The organism is Sphingomonas sp. (assembly GCF_019635455.1).
Lineage (GTDB): Bacteria > Pseudomonadota > Alphaproteobacteria > Sphingomonadales > Sphingomonadaceae > Sphingomonas.
The window spans coordinates 152,755-173,943 of record NZ_JAHBZJ010000006.1 but is presented as its reverse complement, the minus strand read 5'-3'; the positions used below and the strand labels follow the sequence as shown (position 1 = coordinate 173,943).

Sequence of the window (21,189 nt, the reverse complement as noted above, 5' to 3'; positions counted from 1 at the left end):
TACGCTAAGCCGCTGTAATCATGCGTAGAAGCGTAACGTTCCGCCGGATGACGGCGATGACCGCGAGCGCCGCCCTGATATCGGCGTGCAGCGGCGGTGGCAGCGGGTCGGTCAGCGGCGGCGGATCGGGGTCGAGTCCGACCCCGACGAGCAGCCAATGCTCGCTCAGCGCGCGGCAGAGCTGGGCGGCGGACGTCCTCAACGAATGGTATCTGTTCCCCGAGACGCTGCCCGCCAATCTCAGCCCCACGCCCTATACCAGCGTGCAGGACTATATCGACGCGCTGACGGCGACCGCCAGGGCGCAGCGCAAGGACCGCTATTTCACCTACATCACCTCGATCACCGAAGAGAATGCCTATTACAATTCGGGGTCGAGCGCGGGATTCGGATTCCGCATGTCGATCGACACGAGCGCGAACCGCGTGTTCGTGGCCGAGGCGTTCGAAAATACGCCGGCGCTGAACGCGGGCATCGATCGCGGCACCGAAATCCTGGCGATCGGCGATACGACCGCATCGATGCGCACCGTATCGGCGATCATCACCGCCGAAGGGTCGGCGGGGATCAGCAACGCGCTCGGCCCATCGACGGCCGGGCTGTCGCGCGCGCTCCAGATCAAGGACCTGTCCGGCGCGACCCGCACCATCACCGTGACCAAGGCGGATTACGAACTGACCCCGGTCTCCTCCCGCTATGGCGCGAAGGTGATCGACGATGGCGGGAAGAAGGTCGGCTACATCAACCTTCGCACCTTCATCAACACCGCCGAAACGCCGCTGCGCAACGCCTTTGCCAGCTTCCGCGCGCAAGGGATTACTGAAGTCATCATCGACCTGCGCTACAATGGCGGCGGGCTGGTTTCGATCGCGGACCTGATGAACAACCTGCTCGGCGGCAACCGCTCCACGTCGCAGGTCGCCAATTACGTCACCTATCGCGCGTCCAAATCGTCGAACAACTCGACCACCTATTTCGCGCCGCAGGCACAGTCGATCGCATCGACCAAGATCGCCTTTATCGGCACCGGCGGCACCGCGTCGGCGAGCGAACTGGTGATGAACACCTATGTCCCCTATCTGGGCGCCAATGCGGCGCTGGTCGGCACCAACACCTATGGCAAGCCGGTCGGGCAGATCGCGATCGACAAGTCGGCGTGCGACGATCGCCTGCGCGTCATCTCCTTCGCGCTCGAAAACGCCAGTCATCAGGGCGCCTATTATGACGGCCTTGCCGGATTCATGGGCGCGACCTGCCGCGCGAGCGACGATGTGACGCAACCGCTGGGCGACCCGGCCGAGGCATCGACAAGGGCCGCGCTCGACTTCCTCGCCGGGCGCAGCTGCACCGCCATCTCGTCGATCACGACGCAGAGTGCGGGTCGGATGCTGCTGGTCAGCCCGGAACGGCCGACGACCGCACAGCGTGAGGTGCCGGGGCTGTTCTGATCCGCGCGAGCGGCTAAGGTCGCGCGACGGCGGAGGGGGAGCGGCATGGCGGAGCAGGCGGGCGTGACGCGCGGGGCGCGGCTGAAATCGATCCTGGGCGGATCGGCCGGCAATCTGGTCGAATGGTATGACTGGTATGCCTATGCCGCCTTCGCCCTCTATTTCGCGCCGCATTTCTTTCCGGCCGACGATCCGACCAGCGAATTGCTGAATTCCGCCGGCGTGTTCGCGCTGGGGTTCCTGATGCGCCCGCTCGGCGGCTGGCTGATGGGGATCTACTCCGACCGGCGGGGCCGCAAGGCGGGACTGGCGCTGTCGATCACGCTGATGTGCGCCGGATCGCTGCTGATCGCGATCACCCCGACCTATCAGACGATCGGCGCCTGGGCGCCGGCGCTCGTCATCCTTGCGCGCCTGCTCCAGGGGCTGTCGGTCGGCGGCGAATATGGCGCCAGCGCGACCTACCTATCCGAGATTGCGAGCCGGCGGCATCGCGGCTTCTTCGCCAGCTTTCAATATGTGACGCTGATTTCGGGTCAGCTGGTCGCGCTGTCCGTGCTGTTGATCCTCCAGGCGACGCTGGGCAAGGGCGCGCTGGAGGCGTGGGGGTGGCGCATTCCCTTCGTGATCGGCGGGGTGCTCGCGGTATCGGTCTACTGGCTGCGGCGCGGGCTGATCGAAAGCGAGAGCTTTCGCAAGGTCGAGGCGGCGGCGGAGGGACCGCGATCAAGCTTCTGGAAGCTGTTGAAGGAGCATCCGCGCGAAAGCGCGACCGTGCTGTTCCTGACCGCGGGCGGCACCCTCGCCTTCTATGCCTATTCGATCTACATGCAGAAATTCCTGGTCGATACCTCCGGCTTCAGCAAGGAGAGCGCGTCGCGGATCAACGCCGGCGCGCTGCTGGTCTTCATGTGCCTGCAACCGGCGGTCGGTGCGCTGTCCGACCGGATCGGGCGCAAGCCGCTGATGGTGGCGTTCGGGGTGCTCGGCACGCTGCTCACCTATCCGATCTTCACGACGCTGGAGGGGGTGCGCGATCCATGGACGGCGTGGGCGATCGTGTCCGGCGCGCTGGTCATCGTCAGCGGATACAGCGCGATTTCGGGCGTGGTGAAGGCCGAGATGTTTCCCGCCCATATCCGCACGCTGGGCGTCGCGCTGCCCTATGCCATCGCGAACGCGATCTTTGGCGGCACGGCGGAGGCGGTGGCCTTCTGGTTCAAGCGCGACCTTGCCTGGCAACGCGGTTTCTACTGGTACGTCACCGCGATGATCGCGATCTCGCTGATCACCTATCTGCGCATGCGCGACACCCGGACCCACAGCCTGATCGTGGAGGATTGACGCCCCCCGGGTGGCGGTGTGGCGGGCGGGTGGATGGCCGGTGCGGCGATCCCGATCGTCAGGGTATATCAGCCAATGCTTGCGTAGCGGATCGCAGCGGCTACGACACGGACGATGACCCCGGTGCTCAACGTCCACAGCTCGATCCTGGGCCAGCCATGGCGGTGGCGGGGGCTGGCGGCCGATGCGCGGGATCCGGGGTTTGCGCCGGACGATCTGGTGACCCAGTTGCTGCTCACCCGGGGATGCCCGCGCGAGGAACTGGAGGCGCATCGCGCGCCCAGCATCCGCGAATTCATGCCGGACCCGTCGATCTTTCGCGACATGGACCGCGCCGCCAAACGTATCGCCGACGCGGTGCAGCAGGGCGAGAATGTCACCATCTTCGGCGATTATGACGTCGATGGCGCGACGTCTGCCGCGCTGCTGATCCGTCTGCTGCGCGATCTGGGGCTGTCGCCCGACGCCTATATTCCCGACCGGCTGATGGAAGGGTACGGCCCGTCGGGCGAGGCGCTGGTCCGCCTCAAACAGGCCGGCGCCGATCTGATCGTGACGGTCGATTGCGGCGCGATGGCATTCGACGCGATGGCCGAGGCGAAAGCGGCGGGCGCGGAGGTGATCGTGGTCGATCACCATAAATGCGCCTCGCAGCTTCCCGAGGCGGTCGCGCTGGTGAACCCCAACCGGCTGGACGAGGAGGAAGGGCGGGCGCACGGCCATCTTGCCGCCGTGGGCGTCGCATGGCTGTTGGGCGCGGCGCTGGTCCGGACGCTGCGCACGCGCGGCTGGTTCGCACAGCGGCCCGAACCGCGCCTGCTCGACCTGCTCGACCTGGTCGCTCTCGGCACCGTCGCGGATGTCGCGGCGCTGCGCGGCCTCAACCGCGCGTTCGTGGCCCAGGGGCTGAAGGTGATGGGCCAGCGCCGCAACATCGGCATGAACGAGCTGATCGAGGCGAGCCGACTGACCCGCGCGCCGACCGCGACCGATCTGGGATTTGCGCTGGGTCCCCGGATCAACGCCGGCGGACGGGTCGGCAAATCCGATCTGGGCGTGCGACTGTTGACGACGAACGACGCGGACGAGGCGCGCGCGATCGCCAACGAGCTCGACCGGCTGAACGAAGAACGCCGCGCGATCGAGGCGGAGGTGCAGCAGGCGGCCGAAGCGCTGCCCGCCGATGGCGCGGTCGCGGTCGTCGCGGCACGCGGATGGCATCCGGGCGTAATCGGCATTGTGGCGGGACGGCTCAAGGAAAAGCTTGGTCGGCCGGCCATCGTCATCGCGATCGGCGAAGACGGGATCGGCAAGGGATCGGGCCGTTCGATCGCCGGGGTCGATCTGGGCGCGGCGATCCTGGCCGCGCGCGAGGCGGGACTGCTGATCGCCGGCGGCGGCCATGCGATGGCGGCGGGCGTGACGATCGCCGAAGATCAGATCGCCGCCTTTGCCGCCTTTCTCGACGCGAAGCTGGCCGAAGGGGTGGAGCGCGCCGCGGGAGAGCGCGCGTTGCTGCTCGACGCGGTGCTCGCGCCCGGCGGGGTCAGCCCCGATCTGGTCACCGCGATGGACGCGGGCGGCCCCTATGGCATGGGCTGGCCCGCGCCGCGGGTCGCCGCCGGGCCGGTTCGGATGATCAAGTGCGATGTGGTGGGCAACGGGCATGTCCGCGCGATCGTCGCGGGCGAGGACGGACGCAGCATCAAATGCGTCGCCTTTCGCGCCGCCGACACGCCGCTCGGTCTCGCTCTGCTCGGCGCCCCCCGCGACCGGCGGCTGTGGATCGCCGGGCGCGCAAAGATCGACGATTGGGGGGCGCGGCCTGCGGCGGAAATTCACCTCGAGGACGCGGCCTGGGCGGATTAGATGCCGCTGAAACGACTTGACCCGAGGCCGAACCGCGCCTAACCGGCCCCCTCGCCTCACGGCCCCTTCGTCTAGCGGTTAGGACGCGGCCCTTTCACGGCTGAAACACGGGTTCGATTCCCGTAGGGGTCACCACGCCTTTGTTTTCACGGGCGCGGCGGCAAACGGGGTCCGTGTGACCCGACATCCCGCACCGATTTTGCGCTCAAATGGATTGAGCAGGCCTGATGCGCCTGAAGTCGCTGTGGCGATGCGGCGTTGGTCGGTCCGCGCCGCACCCGGCCCGGCGGGGCGGATCGGCTCCTGCGCGGTCAGCCCAGCATCGCGACGCTGCGCAGGATCAGCCGGACCAGTTCGGTCTGCCGGTTGACGCCGACCTTTGCATAGACGCGTTTCGAATAGGATCGCGCGGTCCCCTCCGTAATCCCCGCCTGCTCGCTCGCTTCGGAAAGCGAATAGCCCTGGGTCAGCAATGCCGCGAGCCGCGCCTCCGACGGGGTCAGGTCGAACAGCGCGCTGATCAGCTGCTCGAACGAGCCCAGCGAATCGCCGCCGGTGGCATAGACCAGCACCGCCGGACTGCGATCGATCGGGGCCTTGGGCGGGCTGGGGATCGAACGCACCAGGATCCCGCGCTCCAGATTTTCGGGGTCGGTGCAGCGGAACGCGCGCACGCCATTTTCCTCACGCCCGGCGATGCGCGCCGCCAGCGCCTCGTCCAGCGCGCTGTCGAACTTGCGCTGGTCGCTTCGCCCGCGCACCCGCAAGCGGCCGTTGTCGGTGGTGAACGTCTCGTCACGGGCGAGCAGCGCGCGCGCCGCCTTGTTCGCGCGCAGCACCTGCCCCCGCCCGTCGAGGATGCAGGTGGCAATGGTCAGCCGGTCGAGCGTGTCGTTCAGCGCCGCGATTTCGGTTTCGTCGCGGTGGATGCGCGAAAAGAGTTCGAGCGCAGTCCGCACATGATCGCGTAACGCCAGCATCAGCGCCTTGTGCGCCGGGGTGAAGCGGAAGCGGTCGTCATGGGCGATCAGCCCGACATTGCACTCCAGCCCGCCCGGCTCGGCAACATACATCCCCATCGCCTGGGCGATGCCGAACGGCTTCATCACCTCAAGGTAGAAATCGTCCTTTTCCAGCCCCTCGCGCGATGCGACCTCGTCGAGCAGCAGCACCTCGCCGGTGCGTTTGAGCGCGTTGCTCATCGGGTCCATGTCGCCCAGCGCGGCGTGGCGCGCCTTCACCTGCCGCGCGTCGTCGCGGGCGATCGGCGGCGGCTCCGCCCACATCGTCACCGACGCCAGCCCCTTGCGGCTCAATTGCAGGGAGATCGCGGCGTTGTCGCACCCCGCATGCCGCGCCAGCGCCTGGAGGAAGCCGCGCCACGGCTCAGGCTCCAGCGGCCCGTGATACAGCGCCGCGAGCAGCGCCGGATCGAGCGCCGCGATCGCGTCCGCGCGGGTTTCCTGGCCGCTCATGCCCCGCCAGTCTCTCCCGCGAGGGAAAGAAAGGCCGGGATCTCGCCCCCGCCATGCAGCTCGATCGCGGCGCCGGTCACATAGGCGGCGGTGTCGCTCGCCAGCCAGGAAACGCAGGCGGCGATATCCTCGCCACGCGCCAGCCGCCCCATCGGCACGGTGCGCGCGATCCGCGCGACGCCGGCGGCACCGCCATAATGTTCGGCCTGATCGGCATTGTCGACCAGCCCGACGACGATCGCGTTGACCCGCACATGCGGCGCCCATTCCATCGCCAGGCCGCGCGTCGCGTTGATGAGCCCCGCCTTCGCCGCGCCATAGGCGACCGTGCCGGGGGCCGGTCGCGTGCCGGAAATGCTGGCGATATTGACCACCGATCCACCCGCCGCGTGCAGCGCCGGCCCCGCCGCCTGCGCCAGCAACAATGGCCCGGTCAGGTTAAGCGCCAGCACCTTCTGAATCAGCGACGGTGAGGAGTCGGCCACGGTGACGGCGGGCGACCCGCCGGCATTGTTGACCAGCAGGTCGATCCGCCCCGCATCGCCCAGGACCGTATCGACCAGCCCCGCGATCGCGCCGGGATCGCGCAGATCGGCGGCGATGAAGCTCGCGGCGGCGCCATCGGGCGCGGTCACCGGATCGGCGGGATTGCGCGCGCACACAAAGACCCGCCAGCCCTCGCCCAACAGCCGCTGCGCGATCGCGCGTCCCAACCCGCGCGTCCCCCCTGACACCAATGCGACGCGTTGCGCCAACTCCTCATCCTCCCCGTCCATGCCGAGCGTTTCGATCGAGCCTGAACCCTAAATGCCGCAGCGGCAAGGCGAGGCCCCCAAATGGGAGTATCGGCCCGCCCGCGCCGTCCCCATCCTGTGCCGAAATAAAAGGTGAGAGGGCCGTTGAAGGCGATCGACAAACGGATGAGCGCCGCCGACATCGTCGGCGAGTTGCGCGACGGCATGACGCTGGGGATCGGCGGCTGGGGTCCGCGCCGCAAGCCGATGGCGCTGGTCCGCGAAATCCTGCGCAGCGACCTTCGCGACCTGACCATCGTCTCCTATGGCGGGCCGGATGTCGGCATGCTGTGCGCGGCGGGCAAGGTGCGCAAGCTCGTCTTCGCCTTCGTCTCGCTCGACGCGATCCCGCTCGAACCCTGGTTCCGCAAGGCACGCGAGGCGGGCGAGATCGAGGTGCTCGAACTGGACGAGGGGATGTTCCAATGGGGGCTGAAGGCGGCGGCGTTCGGCCTGCCCTTCCTGCCGACCCGTGTCGGACTTGGCACCGACCTGATCGAACTGGGCGGGCTGAAGACGGTGACATCGCCCTATGGCGACGGCGAAGTGCTGGTGGCGATGCCGGCGATCCCGCTCGATGCGGCGCTGATCCACGTCCATCGCTGTGACCGGCGCGGCAACCTCCAGGCCCTCGGGCCGGACACCTATTATGACGAATGGTTCGCCCGCGCCGCCGCGCGCTGCTTCGTCAGCTGCGAGGAGCTGGTCGCGGCGATGGAGGACAGCCATCCCGGCGATGTGCATGCCAATATCGTCGAGCGCAGCTTCGTTTCCGGCGTCGTCGAACTACCCGGCGGAGCGCACCCCACGTCGATGCCGCCGCTGCACGGGCCGGATATGCGCTGGTTCAAATCCTATGCGCAGGCGGCGCGCGATCCGGGCGACTGGGACGCGGTGGCCCCGGATTTCGTCGGCGCGGACGAGGCGGCCTATCTGAACCGCGTGGGCGGCACGGAGGCGGTGATGAACGTGCCGCTGGCGATCTACTGATGGCGACGCTTGCCGAACTCTGCATCGTCGCCTGCGCCGACGCCTTCCGGACCGACCAGGAGCGGATCGCGACCGGCATCGGCCCGGTCCCGCGACTGGGCGCGAGCCTGGCCAAGCTTACCCACTCGCCCGGCCTGATGATGACCGATGGCGAGGCATATCTGGTCGAACAGCCGGTCCCGATCGGTCCGCGCGCATATGATCTGCCCCGGCGCGCGGGCTACCTCCCCTTCTCGCGCTTTTTCGACGCGGCGGTGTGGACCGGCCGCCGCCACGCGATGGTGACGCCGACCCAGATCGACCGGTTCGGCCAGACCAACCTGTCGGCGCTGGGCGGTACGCACCGCCAGCCGAAAACCCAGATGCTGGGCGCGCGCGGCTTTCCCGGCAACGGCATCTACCATCCCAATTCGATGTTCATCCCCGTCCATTCGCCGCGCGTGTTCGTCGCGGGCGAAGTCGATCGGGTGTCCAGCCCCGGCTACAATCCGGCGCGACGGATCGCCGGCGCCAATTATTCGGGCATCGCGCTGCACCGCATCGTGACCAATTTGTGCGTCATGGATTTCGGCGGACCGGACCATGCGATCCGCGTCATCTCGCTGCATCCGGGCGTGACGCTGATCGATGTCGAGCGGGCGACCGGATTCGACCTGATCGACGCGGTCGCGGGCGAGACTCCGCTTCCGGATGCGGAACAGCTCGCCATCATCGCGCGGCTCGACCCGCATGATCTGCGCGCCGGCGCGATCGCCGGCAACCCACCTGCAAGCGGAGCCACTGCATGAGCCAGTTCGACGACGGCATCGAGCCGCCGACCCCGAGCGACCATGTCTACGAAACCGACGCGCCGGTCCTCTACGCCGCGCACGACGGGATCGCGACGGTCACGCTGAACCGGCCGCAATTCCACAACGTCCAGAATAGCCAGATGACCTATGCGCTGGACGACGCCTTCCGCCGCGCGGTCGATGACGATGCCGTCAAATGCATCATCCTCACATCGGACGCGAAGCATTTCAGCGCCGGCCACGACATCGGATCGCCCGGACGCGATTTCCACGCGCCGGTCGACCGCCGGCTGATGTGGTACGATCATTCGAACAAGGCCGGGGCGGAAAAGGCCTATATCCGCGAGCAGGAACAATATCTGGGCATGTGCAAGCGCTGGCGCGACCTGCCCAAGCCGACGATTGCAAAGGTCCATGGCGGATGCATCGCCGGTGGGCTGATGCTTGCCTGGATCTGCGACCTGATCATCGCGTCGGACGATGCCTTTTTCCAGGATCCGGTGCTTCAGATGGGGTTTCCGGGACTCGAGTATTTCGCGCATTGTCACGAACTCAACGTGCGGATCGCAAAGGAATTCCTGTTCCTGGGCGAGCGGATGAGCGCCCAGCGCGCCTATGAGATGGGGATGGTCAACCGCGTCGTCGCGCGCGCCGATCTGGACGCGGAGGTCGCGAAGGTCGCGGGCCGGATCGCGCAGCAGCCCCGGCTCGCGCTGCAACTCGCCAAACAGGCGTGCAATCACATGGAGACGCTGGCCGGCAAGAATGCCGGGATCGACGCCGCGTTCGGCTATCATCACTTCGCGCACGCCAACAACACGCTGGTGAAGGGCGACTATATCGCCGGCTTCGACGGCAAGGCGATGGCCCGCGCCAACAAGAAGCAGGCGGGCGAAGACTGACGCGATGACCGCCCCGCTCGCCACCCGCCTGACCCGCCTGCTCGGATGTCGCGTGCCGGTGATCCAGACCGCGATGGGATGGATCGCGACGCCGCAGCTCGTCGCGGCAGCCAGCGAGGCAGGGGCGTTCGGGTTTCTGGCCGGCGCGGTGATGACGCCGACGCAGCTCGACGCCGCGATCGCCGAAACGCGCCGCCGCACGGGGCATAGGTTCGGCGTCAATTTCCACAGCTTCCAGCCCGGCGCGGCGCAGATCGTCGAGATCATCCTTGCCAATGCCGATCATGTGGGCGCGGTGAGTTTCGGGCGCGGTCCCGACGCGTCGATGATCGACCGGTTCCGCCGCGCCGGCATCGTCTGCATGCCGACCGTCGGCGCGCTCAAGCACGCGCAGAAGATGGTGGCGCTCGGCTGTCAGGCGATCACCGCACAGGGCGGTGAGGGCGGCGGGCATACCGGATCGGTGGCGACCACCGTGCTGCTGCCCCAGATTCTCGACGCGGTCGATGTGCCGGTCGCGGCGGCCGGCGGGTTCGCGGACGGACGTGGCCTTGCCGCCGCGCTCGCCTGGGGGGCGGACGGCATCGCGATGGGATCGCGCTTCATGATGACGGCGGACAGCCCGGTCCCGGCGGCGGTGAAGGCGGCCTATACCGGCGCAACGACCGCCGACATCCTGGTCACCGACCGGATCGACGGCATCCCGCAACGGATGATCCGCAACCCGATGCTCGACCGCATTCTTGCCGGCGGCGCGCTGGGCAAGTGGCGGCGCGGCCTGATCGCCGGGCTGGAGATGAAGCGCGAGACCGGCGCGAGCTGGCGGACGATGATCGGCGCGGCGCGCGCGATGACCGCGCATGGCGAACAGCCGCTGTCCCAGGCGATGCTCGCCGCCGCCGCGCCGATGCTGCTCCAGCGCGCGGTGGTCGAGGGCGATTCGCGGAACGGGCTGATGGCCGCCGGCCAGGTCGCCGGGCGGCTGGACGACCTGCCGAGCTGCGCCGACCTCGTCGCCCGCATCGAAGCCGAGGCGCGCACGCGGATCGACGCCCTCATGACACGCGACGCGCAGCCCGTGCGCGAAGGAGCCGACTGATGCCGATCAACTGGAGCGTGAGCGATCGCATCGCCGAAATCGTGTTCGACGTGCCGCCGGTCAACGCGTTCGATTCCACGACCTGGCTCAAACTGCCTGGCATCATCCGCCAGGTTTCGGCCCGGGAGGACGTGCATTGCGTCCTGATCCGCGCCGAAGGCAGGGGCTTTTGCGGCGGCGTCGATATCAAGGAGATGCAGGCGCATCCCGAACGGATCACCGATCTCAATCGCGGCAATTACCTGACCTTCAAGGCGGTGCGCGATGCGGAGGTTCCGGTCGTGAGCGCGGTACATGGGTTCGTCATCGGCGGCGGGATCGGGATCTGCGGCGCATCGGACACGATCATCGCCGCCGACGACGCCTATTTCTCACTGCCGGAGATCGATCGCGGCGCGATGGGCGGCGCCAGCCATCTGTCGCGGATGCTGCCGCTGCACAAGGTGCGTGCCGCCTTCTTCACCGGCGGGCGAATCCCGGCCGCCGAGGCCCATCGCCTGGGCGCGATCGAAACCGTCGTCCCGCGCGAGGCGTTGCTGGCCGAGGCGCGCACCTTTTGCGCGACCATCGCCGGCAAGAGCCGCAAGGCGCTGGTGATCGCGAAGGAAGCGCTCAACGGCCTCGAACCGCGCGACGTCGATCACGGCTATCGCTGGGAACAGGGCTTCACCCTCGAAATGTACATGCACGAGGACAGCCAGCGGTCGCGCGACGCGTTCGTCGAAACCGGCAAGGCGGCCAAATTCTGATGGACCTCGCCTTCACCCCCACGCAGCAGGCGTTCCGGCAGGAGGTGCGCAGCTGGCTCGCCGCGCATCTGCCGCCCGCACCGCTGACGACGCTCGAATGCCGCGAGGGATATGATCAGCATGTCGCATGGGAACGCGAACTCGCCAGCGGCAACTGGAGCATGGTGACCTGGCCCGAAACCTATGGCGGGCGCGGCCTCGACCTCATCGAATGGCTGATCTTCGAGGAGGAATATTGGGGGGCGGGTGCGCCGCTGCGCGCCAACCAGAACGGGATCTTCCTGCTCGGCCCGACGATCATGGAATATGGCGATGACGCGCAAAAGGCGCGGTTCCTGCCGCCGATGGCGGCGGGCGACGTCATCTGGGCGCAGGCATGGTCGGAACCGGACGCCGGCAGCGACATGGCGGCGATCAAGACGACCGCCCGGCGCGAGGGCGACCATTATGTCATCAACGGACAGAAGACCTGGTCGAGCCGCGCCGCCTTCGCCGATTGGGGATTCGGCCTGTTCCGGACCGAGGAGGGCAGCAGCCGTCACAAGGGGCTGAGCTTCCTGCTCTTCGATCTGGATACGCCCGGCATCACCCGCCGCCCGATCCGCCAGCTGCACGGCAATCCGGGCTTTGCCGAACTGTTTTTCGACGATGTCCACGTGCCGGTGGACAACCGGCTGGCCGGCGAGGGCGACGGGTGGTCGGTGGCGATGGCGACTGCCGGGTTCGAACGCGGCCTGATGCTTCGCTCTCCCGGACGGTTTCAGGCGACCGCGCGGCGGCTGGTCGATCTGCTTCGCGCGCATCGCGACAGCGCCTCCCCCGCCCTGCGCGAAAAGGTGGTCGCGGCGTGGGGTGCGGCACAGGCCTATGCCTACAACACCTATATGGTCGCCGCGAAGATCATGGCGGGGGGGCGGATCGGCGCGGAGGCGAGCCTCAACAAGATCTTCTGGTCCGAGCTCGATCGAGACATGCACCGCACCGCGATGCTGATCCTGGGCGCGGCGGCGGAATTGCGTGAGCGCGCCGACGGTGCCGCCAATGACTGGCTGGAAGGGTATATCTTCTCGCTCTCCGGCCCGATCTATGCCGGGTCGAACGAGATTCAGCGCAACATCGCCGCCGAACGCCTGCTTGGCCTGCCCCGCATGGGAGCCGGGTGATGGCGTTCCGGTTGACCGAAGATCAGGAGGCGCTGGCCGCCGGGGTGCGCGACTATCTTGCCGGCACACACGGCACCGATGTGCTGCGCCGGCTCGACCAGCAGGAGCGTCCGCGCGACCCGGCGATCTGGCAGGGGCTGGTGGAAATGGGCCTGACCGGGCTGCTCGCGCCCGAAGCGCAGGGAGGCATGGGGCTGGGGCTGGTCGAGGGCGCGCTGGTCGCGCGCGAGGCGGGGCGCGCCTGCCTTGCCGAACCGCTGGTCGATACCGCGCTGGTCGCGGTCCCCTGGCTCGCCGCGCACGACCGCGTTGAGGAGATCGGCGCCATCGTCGCGGGCGACCGCACGGTCCCGCTGGCGCACGCGGCGAATGGCTGGACCGCCGACGGCACCGGCGAACCGCTCGACAGCGTCGATCCGCTGCGCCTGCTCGCCCGCTCCACGCAGCCGGCGAGCGACGATCCGCTGCTGCTCGATCTGGGCGCGCTGATGGGCGCGGCCCAGCTGATCGGCATCGGCGAGGCGATGCGCGATCAGGCGACCGATTATGCCAAGCTGCGCAAACAGTTCGGCCAGCCGATCGGTGCGTTTCAGGCGGTGAAGCACCATCTCGCCAATTGTGCCGTCGCGCTGGAATTCGCCTGGCCGGTCGTGCTTCGCGCCGCCGACGCGATGCAGACGCGGATCGCCAGCGCGCCGCTGCACGTCAGCCATGCCAGGCTCGCCGCCGGGGACGCCGCCTGGCTCACCGCCGAAACCGCGATCCAGGTCCATGGCGCGATGGGCTATACCTATGAGGTCGATCTCCATTTCTGGATGAAGCGCTGCTGGGCGCTGGTCGGCGCATGGGGCGATCGCAATTTCCACTATCACCGAATGGAGGCGGCGCTGCTCGACGGCGCGCATCCGATCGGCCCCGAACACAGCTTTGCCTGAGGATCCATGCCCGAAGCCTATATCATCGACGCCGTCCGCACCCCGATGGGCCGCAAGAAAGGGTCGCTGGCCGGGGTCCATCCCGCCGATCTGGCCGCGCACCCGCTGCGCGCGCTGATCGACCGCAGCGGGATCGACGCCGGCGCGGTGGACGATTGCGTCTGGGGGTGCTGCGATACGATCGGGCCGCAGGCCGGTGACATCGGCCGCACCGCCTGGCTGGTGGCCGGCCTGCCCCAGCATGTGCCGGGAACGACGATCGACCGGCAATGCGGCTCCTCGCAACAGGCGGTGCATTTCGCCGCGCAGGGCGTGATGAGCGGGACCCAGGAGCTGGTCGTCGCCGGCGGCAGCCAGGCGATGAACGCGATCCCGATCAGCGCCGCGATGTTCGCCGGACAGCCCTATGGCTTCGGCGATCCCTTCACCGGCTCGACCGGCTGGGTCGCCCGCTATGGCGACGGGCTAGTCAACCAGATCAATTCGGCCGAGATGATCGCGGAGAAATGGGGGCTGGACCGCGCGGCGATGGAGGCGTTCGCGCTCGCCAGCCACCAGCGGGCGCAGGCGGCATGGGACCAGGGCTGGTTCGACGCCGAGGTCGCACCGCTCGACGCCCTCGACCGCGACGAGACGATCCGACCCGGCACGACGCTCGACGGCCTCGCCGCGCTGAAACCGGTGCAGGAGGGCGGTCGGATCACCGCCGGCATCGCCAGCCAGAATTCCGATGGCGCCGCGGCATTGCTGATCGCGTCCGAACGCGCGGTGAAGGATCACGGCCTGACCCCGCGCGCGCGCATCCATCATATGAGCGTGCTGGCCGACGACCCGGTGTGGATGCTCACCGCCCCCATTCCCGCCACCCGCCGCGCCCTGGAAAAGGCGGGGATGCGGATCGACGATATCGACCTGTTCGAATGCAACGAGGCCTTTGCCAGCGTGCCGATGGCGTGGATGCGGGAACTGGGCGTTCCGCATGAAAGGGTGAACGTACAGGGCGGCGCGATCGCCCTTGGCCATCCGCTGGGCGCCACGGGCGCGCGGCTGATGACGACGCTGCTCGGCGCACTCGAACGCACCGGTGGCCGCTACGGCCTGCAAACGATGTGCGAGGGCGGCGGCCAGGCCAATGTGACGATCATCGAGAGGCTGTGACGATGGGAATTTGCGACAATCGTACGGTCATCATCACCGGCGCCGCCCGGGGCCTGGGTCGTGCCTATGCCCTCGCCTTCGCTGCCGAGGGAGCGAATGTGGTGGTGAATGATATCGGCGCCGCGCTGGACGGCGCGGGGCGCGACACCAGCGCCGCCGACGCGGTGGTGTCGGAAATCGTCGCGGCGGGCGGCCATGCCGTCGCCAATTACGACGACGTGACCGACTGGGAGGCGGCGGGGCGGATCGTCGATGCTGCGCTGGACGCGTTCGGCGACCTGCACGTCGTCGTCAACAATGCCGGAATCGTGCGCGACCGGATGTTCGTTTCGGCGACCGTGGAGGAATGGGACGCGACGATGCACGTCCATCTGCGCGGCCATTTCTGCCTCAGCCGCCACGCCGTCAACCATTGGCGCGCCAAGCAGAAGGGCGGCGCCGATCCCGACGCGCGGATCATCAACACCACCAGCGGCGCGGGGCTTCAGGGATCGATCGCCCAGGCCGCCTATTCGACCGCGAAGGGCGGGATCGCGGCGCTGACGCTGGTGCAGGCCGCCGAACTGGGCCGTTACGGGATCACCGCCAACGCGCTCGCGCCCTCGGCCCGCACGCGGATGACCGAACAGGCGTTCGCGGACAAGATGGCGACGCCGGGCCGCGGCTTCGACGTCATGGACCCGGCCAATGTCGCCCCCGCCGTCGTCTGGCTCGGCTCGCCGGAGAGCGCCGGGGTGACCGGGTGCGTCTTCGAACTGGAGGGCGGCAAGATCATGATCGAGGATGGCTGGCGCGAAGGACCGTTCATCGACGCGGGCGTGCGCTGGGCGCCCGCCGAGGTCGGTTCGGCGGTCACCCGGCTTCTCGAACAGCGGCAACCGCCGCGCCGGGTTTGGGGCAGCTGAACATGGATTTCGCGCTCACCGACGAACAGCGCATGATCGCGGACACCGCCAACGCCTTCTTTGCGGAAGGCGCGACGAGCGCGCGCACCCGCGCGGCGATGGATGCCGGCGGGCTGGATCGCGAATTGTGGCGCGCCTTTTGCGGCGAGCTGGGACTGGGCGGCATCGCGGTGCCGGAAGCGCGCGGCGGCGCCGGCCTGGGCATGGTCGAATTCGCGCTGGTGGCGATGGCGGCCGGCGAGCGGGTAGCCGCGATACCGCTGCTGGGTCACATCATGGCGACCCGCGCGATGCGCGACGACGCGCGGGCGCCGCTTGCCGCCTGCCTGGCCGGCGATGCGATCGCGACTGCGGGCGAGGCGGATGGCGAGGTGATCGCCGACGATAGCAGCGTGACCGCCATTGCCGACTTCGTGCCGCATGGCGCGGTCGCCGATCATCTGCTGCTGCTCGACGGGGGGCGCGGCTGGCGCATCGCGCTCGGCGGGCCGGGGGTCACCGTCGAACCGCGCGCGACGATGGACGCCACCCGCCCCTATGCACGGATCGCCCTCGACCGGGCGCCGGCGCACACAATTCCGCCGGACGCGGTCCGCCAGGCACGCGCCGCCGGCCTGCTCTGCCTGGCGGCGGAAGCCACCGGCGGCACGCAGGCGGCGCTCGACGCCACCGTGGCCTATACGCTCGAACGCCAGCAGTTCGGGCGCCCGATCGGCTCGTTTCAGGCGATCAAGCACCGGCTGGCGGACCGCAAGGTCGATCTCGAACAGGCCCGCTCGGCAATCTATTGGGCGGCCTGTTCGCTGGACGAGGGAACCTCCGACGCCGGCACCGCCGTCCACGCGGCAAAGGCGTTCTGCGCCGACGCCTTCACCCGCATGGCGGCCGACATGCTTCAGCTTCATGGCGGCATCGGCTTCACCTGGGAGCATGATACGCACCTGTATTTCAAGCGCGCCCGCGCGATCGCCGCGATGATGGGGTCGTCCGCCTGGCACCGCGAACAGGTCGCCGCCGCGCTGCTGGACCGTGCCGCATGAGGCTGGGATTCACTCCGGACGAACAGGCGTTTGCCGCCGAATGCCGCGACTGGCTCCAGGCGCGGATGCACGGCGATTTCGCCGATATCCGCGGCATCGGCAACCTGGTCGCCAAGCCCGAACGGCGCCGCGACTGGGAGCGGCGGCTGGCGGCGGACGGCTGGTCATGCATCGGCTGGCCGCGCCAATGGGGCGGGCGCGACGCGACGCTGACGCAGCAGGTGATCTTTGCCGAGGAATATGCCCGCGCCGGCGCGCCCAACCGGCTCAACCATATGGGGGTCGAACTGATCGGCCCGACCATCCTGGCCTATGGCACGCCCGCGCAGCAGGCGCGAACCCTGCCCGGCATCGCCGCCGGCGCCGATATCTGGTGCCAGGGCTATTCGGAGCCGGGCGCCGGGTCCGATCTCGCCGCGATCCGCACCCGCGCCCGCCGCGATGGCGACGAATGGGTGATCGACGGGCAAAAGATCTGGACCAGCCTCGCCCAGTTCGCCGACCATATCTTCGTCGTCGCGCGCACCGCCGAGGGGTCGCGCGGGCGCGACGGCCTCAGCTTCCTCCTCGTCGATATGCGCCAGCCGGGGGTCGAAGTCCGTCCGATCCGCCAGATCAATGGCGAGGCCGAATTCAACGAGGTATTCTTCACCGACGCCCGCTGCCCCGCCGACGCACTGCTGGGCGTCGAGGGCCAGGGGTGGGAAGTGGCGACCGCCCTGCTCGGCTTCGAACGCGGCGTCTCCACGCTCGCGCAGCAGATGCAGTTCCGCAACGAACTCGACGCCATCGTCGCCCAGGCGCGCGCCAACGACGCGGCCCGCGACCCGCTGATCCGCCAGCGCCTGGCGGAATCGGAAATCGGCCTTCAGCTGATGCGCTATGGCGCGCTGCGCATGCTCTCGCGCGCGTCCCAGCTCGAGGAAAGCGCGGCCGCGCTCACCTACAAGATCCAGTGGGCGAGCTGGCACCGGTCGCTCGGCGAGCTCGCGATCGACGTGGCCGGTCAGGCCGGGGAAATTCTCGACGGTCCGGACGGCGGCTATGGCCCGCTCGCCAACCTGTATCTCTACAGCCGCGCCGACACGATCTACGGCGGCACCAACCAGATTCAGCGCAACCTCATCGCCGAGCGTGCGCTGGGCCTTCCCCGCGAAGTGCGAGGCGACCGATGATCCCTCCCCCCTATCCCCCGCCCCGCAACCTGCTCGCCGACCGAACCGTGGTGGTCACCGCCGCCGCCGGCACCGGCATCGGCTATGCCGTCGCCCGCCGGGCGATGGAGGAAGGCGCGCGCGTCCTGATCAGCGACTGGCACGAACGCCGTTTGGGCGAGGCGGCCGAGCGGCTTGCGACGGAAACCGGCCTGCCCGCGCCCGCCACCTGCCTGTGCGACGTCACCGCCCAGGATCAGGTCGATGCACTCGCGACGGCGGCGATCGACACGCTGGGCCATGTCGATGTGCTCATCAACAATGCCGGGCTGGGCGGCGAGGTCCCGGTGGTCGAGATGAGCGACGCGCAATGGCACCGCGTGCTCGACGTCACCCTCACCTCGGTCTTCCGCATGACCCGCGCGTTTCTGCCGCACATGAGCGCGCGGGGGACCGGTGCGATCGTCAACAATGCCTCGGTGCTCGGCTGGCGCGCGCAAAAGGGACAGGCCCATTATGCCGCGGCGAAGGCGGGGGTGATGGCCTTCACCCGTTGCACCGCGCTGGAGGCGGCGGAACATGGCGTGCGGATCAACGCGGTGGCGCCATCGATCGCGATGCACGCCTTCCTCGCCAAGGTGACCAGCGACGACCTGCTCGCCGCGCTGTCGCAGCGCGAAGCGTTCGGCCGCCCGGCCGAGGTGTGGGAGGTGGCGAACGTCATGATCTTCCTCGCCTCCGACCTGGCCAGCTACATGACCGGCGAGATCGTCTCCGTATCGAGTCAGCGCGCATGAGCGGGCCGGCGATCTTTTCCAGCCCCGACGCGCTGCTCGGTGCGGAAGGGACGATGCTCGGCCCCACCGACTGGCTGGAGATCGCGCAGCACCGGATCGACGGCTTTGCCGAGGTGACCGAGGACCGCCAGTGGATCCATGTCGATCCCGATCGCGCACGCACCGGGCCGTTCGGCGCGACGATCGCGCATGGCTATCTCACCCTGTCGCTGGTCAACCATTTCCTGCCCCAGCTGATCGAGGTGCGCGGCTTTGCCCATGCCGTGAATGTCGGCGCAGACCGGTTGCGCTTCCTCGCCCCGGTTCCGGTCGGCAGCCGCATTCGCGCGACCGGCGAGATCGTCGCCGTCGCCCCGCGCGACGCGGCGATCCAGTCCACCGTGCGGGTCACGGTGGAGATTGAGGGGGGCGCGCGTCCCGCCTGTGTTGTCGATACGATCAGCCGCTATTTCCCGGAGACGGCCGATGGCTGATCCCGCGAAGATGATCGAGGCGGTCCACGCCTATGTCGCTGCGTTCGCGTGCGCCGATGCGGAACGGATCGTCGCGCTGTTCGCGGACGACGCCACGGTCGAGGATCCGGTCGGCACCGCGCCGCTGCGCGGAACCGACGCGATCCGTACCTTTTACCGGCGGGCAGTGGGGCTGCACATCCGCCTGGCGCTCGACGGGCCGATCCGGCTGACCGACGATCACGCCGCCTTTCCCTTCTCGATCCGGCTGCGCCGCGCCGACGGCTGGCGGATGATCGACGCGATCGATACCTTTCGCTTCGACGGCGCGAACCGCATCGTCGAAATGCGCGCATTCTGGGGAGCCGCGAACGAACGCGCGATCGCGGAGAACCAGGCATGACGCGCGCATCGCCGCTGCCCCCCACCATCCCGCACGCCGCGCGCGACGCGGCCGCGCGCTGGCCGGATCTGGCGGCGGTGATCGATGGCGAACGGACCGTCAGCTTCGCGCGGCTCTGGGCCGATTCTCGCGCCGCCGCCTCTGCGCTGATCGCGCGCGGCATCGGCGCCGGCGACCGCGTCGCGATCTGGGCGCCGAACGGCTATGGCTGGATCGTCGCGGCGATCGGCGCGATGTGCTGCGGCGCGGCCATCGTCCCGCTCAACACCCGGCTGAAAGGGCGGGAGGCGGGAGACATATTGCGCCGCGCACGCGTCCGCCTGCTGTTCACCGTCGGCGACTTTCTGGGCAATGACTATCCCGCATTGCTGGCCGATGAAACGCTGCCCGCGCTCGATGGCCTTGTGAAGCTCGACACCGGCCTCGACGCCTTCCTCGCCTCCGGGCGCGGGGCAGGCGATCCGCGCGTCGATGCCGCGCTGGACCGAATCGGCCCGGATACGCTGTCCGACATCCCCTTCACCAGCGGGACCACCGGTGCGCCAAAGGGCGTGCTGATGACGCATGGCCGCGTGCTGCCGCCCTGTGCCGAATGGATCGCCAATTGCCAGCTGCGTCATGGCGACCGCTATCTGATCGCCAATCCCTTCTTTCACGCCTTCGGGACAAAGGTCGGCTGGGTCGCGTGCCTGCTGGTCGGCGCGACCGCCGTGCCGATGGCGAGTTTCGATGTCGAAGCCGCCGTCGCCGCGATCGAGCGGCTGCGGATCAGCTTCCTCCCCGGACCGCCGACGATCTTTCAGATGCTGCTGGCTCGCAAGGAGGAGCGCGATTTCGACGGATCGAGCCTGCGTGGCGGCACGACCGGCGCGGCGACGGTGCCGCCCAGCCTGGTCACACGCATCCGCGACGAACTGGGCATTGCGGACATCGTCACCGCCTATGGCATGACCGAATGCGTCATCATCACCAGTTGCCGGCCGGGCGACCCGGCGCTGCGCATCGCCCAGACCTGCGGCACCGCGATCCATGGCAGCGAGGTCCGCATCGCCGATGCCGATGGCCGCACATTGGGGGTCGGCGAAACCGGCGAGATCCTGGTGCGCGGCAACGGCGTGATGCTCGGCTATCTCGACGATCCCGACGCGACCGCCGCCGCGATCGACGCGGATGGCTGGCTGCATACCGGTGATGTCGGCGCACTCGATGCCGACCAGTATCTGCGGATCACCGATCGCAAGAAGGACATGTATATCTGCGGCGGCTTCAACGTCTATCCGGCCGAGGTCGAACGGTTGCTCGCCGCGCATCCCGACATCGCGCAGGTGGCGGTGATCGGCATTCCCGACACCCGGCTGGGCGAGGTGGGCAAGGCGTTCGTGGTGCCGCGCGCCACCGCCGCGCCGACCGCCGCCGATCTGCTCGCCTGGGCGCGGGAGAATATGGCGAATTACAAATCCCCTCGCGAAATCGCGTTCGTGGAGCGGCTTCCGATCAATGCTGCGGGCAAGGTCGTGAAGTCGGATCTGCCTATGTGATCGCGAGTCAAAGTCATGGAGAGAAGACAATCCGCCTCGTGCGGAAACAATCCCGTGCGTCACAATATGTTAAATCAATTGGTTAGTTCATAAATGCCAAGATACTGAACCTATCCGTGAACAAATAAGTCGTCCCTGCGGACAATGTTTTCTTTGAAATGCGCTATAGCGGCTCAATGGCCG

20 protein-coding genes and 1 tRNA gene are annotated in these 21,189 nt (G+C 68.5%); 19 read left to right on the top strand and 2 right to left on the bottom strand.

Annotated features, from left to right (window positions below; genetic code table 11):
• Positions 1-20: 20 nt before the first annotated feature.
• The 4 genes from KF783_RS09695 (at position 21) to KF783_RS09680 (ending at position 4,796) form a co-directional block, all read left to right on the top strand.
• Positions 21-1,448, top strand: coding sequence for a S41 family peptidase (locus KF783_RS09695; protein WP_294078616.1), 1,428 nt, complete (start codon positions 21-23; stop codon positions 1,446-1,448).
• A gap of 45 nt (positions 1,449-1,493) precedes the next feature.
• Positions 1,494-2,792: an MFS transporter gene (locus tag KF783_RS09690; protein WP_294078614.1), complete on the top strand. Its 1,299-nt coding sequence runs from the start codon at positions 1,494-1,496 to the stop codon at positions 2,790-2,792.
• 114 nt (positions 2,793-2,906) lie between these two features.
• The gene (gene recJ, locus KF783_RS09685) at positions 2,907-4,661 is read left to right on the top strand and encodes a single-stranded-DNA-specific exonuclease RecJ (RefSeq protein ID WP_294078612.1); all 1,755 of its coding nucleotides are present in this window, start codon (positions 2,907-2,909) and stop codon (positions 4,659-4,661) included.
• A 60-nt stretch (positions 4,662-4,721) separates the two neighbouring features.
• Positions 4,722-4,796, top strand: a tRNA-Glu gene (locus tag KF783_RS09680).
• Positions 4,797-4,972: 176 nt separating this feature from the next.
• On the opposite strand, the gene KF783_RS09675 is transcribed toward KF783_RS09680, so the two are convergent.
• Positions 4,973-6,136, bottom strand: coding sequence for a helix-turn-helix transcriptional regulator (locus KF783_RS09675; protein ID WP_294078611.1), 1,164 nt, complete (start codon positions 6,134-6,136; stop codon positions 4,973-4,975).
• Positions 6,133-6,912: an SDR family oxidoreductase gene (locus KF783_RS09670; RefSeq protein ID WP_294078609.1), complete on the bottom strand. Its 780-nt coding sequence runs from the start codon at positions 6,910-6,912 to the stop codon at positions 6,133-6,135. The genes KF783_RS09675 and KF783_RS09670 overlap by 4 nt, the downstream gene beginning before the upstream one ends.
• Before the next feature lie 123 nt (positions 6,913-7,035).
• Between KF783_RS09670 and KF783_RS09665 the strand changes: the two genes are divergently transcribed.
• The 15 genes from KF783_RS09665 to KF783_RS09595 are packed head-to-tail and all read left to right on the top strand — an operon-like array spanning position 7,036 to position 21,006.
• Positions 7,036-7,920: a CoA-transferase gene (locus KF783_RS09665; RefSeq protein WP_294078608.1), complete on the top strand. Its 885-nt coding sequence runs from the start codon at positions 7,036-7,038 to the stop codon at positions 7,918-7,920.
• Positions 7,920-8,708, top strand: a complete 789-nt coding sequence (locus KF783_RS09660; protein ID WP_294078606.1) for a ketoacid CoA transferase — start codon at positions 7,920-7,922, stop codon at positions 8,706-8,708. Before KF783_RS09665 ends, KF783_RS09660 begins: the two co-directional genes overlap by 1 nt.
• A complete protein-coding gene (locus KF783_RS09655) occupies positions 8,705-9,613 on the top strand; it encodes an enoyl-CoA hydratase (protein WP_294078604.1) in 909 nt (302 codons plus the stop codon). Before KF783_RS09660 ends, KF783_RS09655 begins: the two co-directional genes overlap by 4 nt.
• 4 nt (positions 9,614-9,617) lie before the next feature.
• Positions 9,618-10,712: a nitronate monooxygenase gene (locus KF783_RS09650; protein WP_294078602.1), complete on the top strand. Its 1,095-nt coding sequence runs from the start codon at positions 9,618-9,620 to the stop codon at positions 10,710-10,712.
• Positions 10,712-11,461, top strand: coding sequence for an enoyl-CoA hydratase family protein (locus tag KF783_RS09645; protein ID WP_294078600.1), 750 nt, complete (start codon positions 10,712-10,714; stop codon positions 11,459-11,461). The genes KF783_RS09650 and KF783_RS09645 overlap by 1 nt, the downstream gene beginning before the upstream one ends.
• Positions 11,461-12,624, top strand: coding sequence for an acyl-CoA dehydrogenase family protein (locus KF783_RS09640; protein WP_294078598.1), 1,164 nt, complete (start codon positions 11,461-11,463; stop codon positions 12,622-12,624). Before KF783_RS09645 ends, KF783_RS09640 begins: the two co-directional genes overlap by 1 nt.
• A complete protein-coding gene (locus KF783_RS09635) occupies positions 12,624-13,559 on the top strand; it encodes an acyl-CoA dehydrogenase family protein (RefSeq protein ID WP_294078597.1) in 936 nt (311 codons plus the stop codon). The genes KF783_RS09640 and KF783_RS09635 overlap by 1 nt, the downstream gene beginning before the upstream one ends.
• A gap of 6 nt (positions 13,560-13,565) precedes the next feature.
• Complete coding sequence (locus KF783_RS09630) at positions 13,566-14,717, top strand: acetyl-CoA C-acetyltransferase (protein ID WP_294078595.1); 1,152 nt, start codon at positions 13,566-13,568, stop codon at positions 14,715-14,717.
• Between the two features lie 2 nt (positions 14,718-14,719).
• Complete coding sequence (locus tag KF783_RS09625) at positions 14,720-15,622, top strand: SDR family oxidoreductase (RefSeq protein WP_294078684.1); 903 nt, start codon at positions 14,720-14,722, stop codon at positions 15,620-15,622.
• Between the two features lie 2 nt (positions 15,623-15,624).
• The gene (locus KF783_RS09620) at positions 15,625-16,662 is read left to right on the top strand and encodes an acyl-CoA dehydrogenase family protein (RefSeq protein WP_294078593.1); all 1,038 of its coding nucleotides are present in this window, start codon (positions 15,625-15,627) and stop codon (positions 16,660-16,662) included.
• Positions 16,659-17,837, top strand: a complete 1,179-nt coding sequence (locus KF783_RS09615) for an acyl-CoA dehydrogenase family protein (RefSeq protein ID WP_294078591.1) — start codon at positions 16,659-16,661, stop codon at positions 17,835-17,837. Before KF783_RS09620 ends, KF783_RS09615 begins: the two co-directional genes overlap by 4 nt.
• A complete protein-coding gene (locus tag KF783_RS09610) occupies positions 17,834-18,613 on the top strand; it encodes an SDR family oxidoreductase (protein WP_294078590.1) in 780 nt (259 codons plus the stop codon). The genes KF783_RS09615 and KF783_RS09610 overlap by 4 nt, the downstream gene beginning before the upstream one ends.
• Complete coding sequence (locus KF783_RS09605) at positions 18,610-19,086, top strand: MaoC family dehydratase (RefSeq protein WP_294078588.1); 477 nt, start codon at positions 18,610-18,612, stop codon at positions 19,084-19,086. Before KF783_RS09610 ends, KF783_RS09605 begins: the two co-directional genes overlap by 4 nt.
• The gene (locus KF783_RS09600; RefSeq protein WP_294078586.1) at positions 19,079-19,468 is read left to right on the top strand and encodes a nuclear transport factor 2 family protein; all 390 of its coding nucleotides are present in this window, start codon (positions 19,079-19,081) and stop codon (positions 19,466-19,468) included. Before KF783_RS09605 ends, KF783_RS09600 begins: the two co-directional genes overlap by 8 nt.
• The gene (locus tag KF783_RS09595) at positions 19,465-21,006 is read left to right on the top strand and encodes a FadD3 family acyl-CoA ligase (protein ID WP_294078584.1); all 1,542 of its coding nucleotides are present in this window, start codon (positions 19,465-19,467) and stop codon (positions 21,004-21,006) included. The genes KF783_RS09600 and KF783_RS09595 overlap by 4 nt, the downstream gene beginning before the upstream one ends.
• Positions 21,007-21,189: the final 183 nt, after the last annotated feature.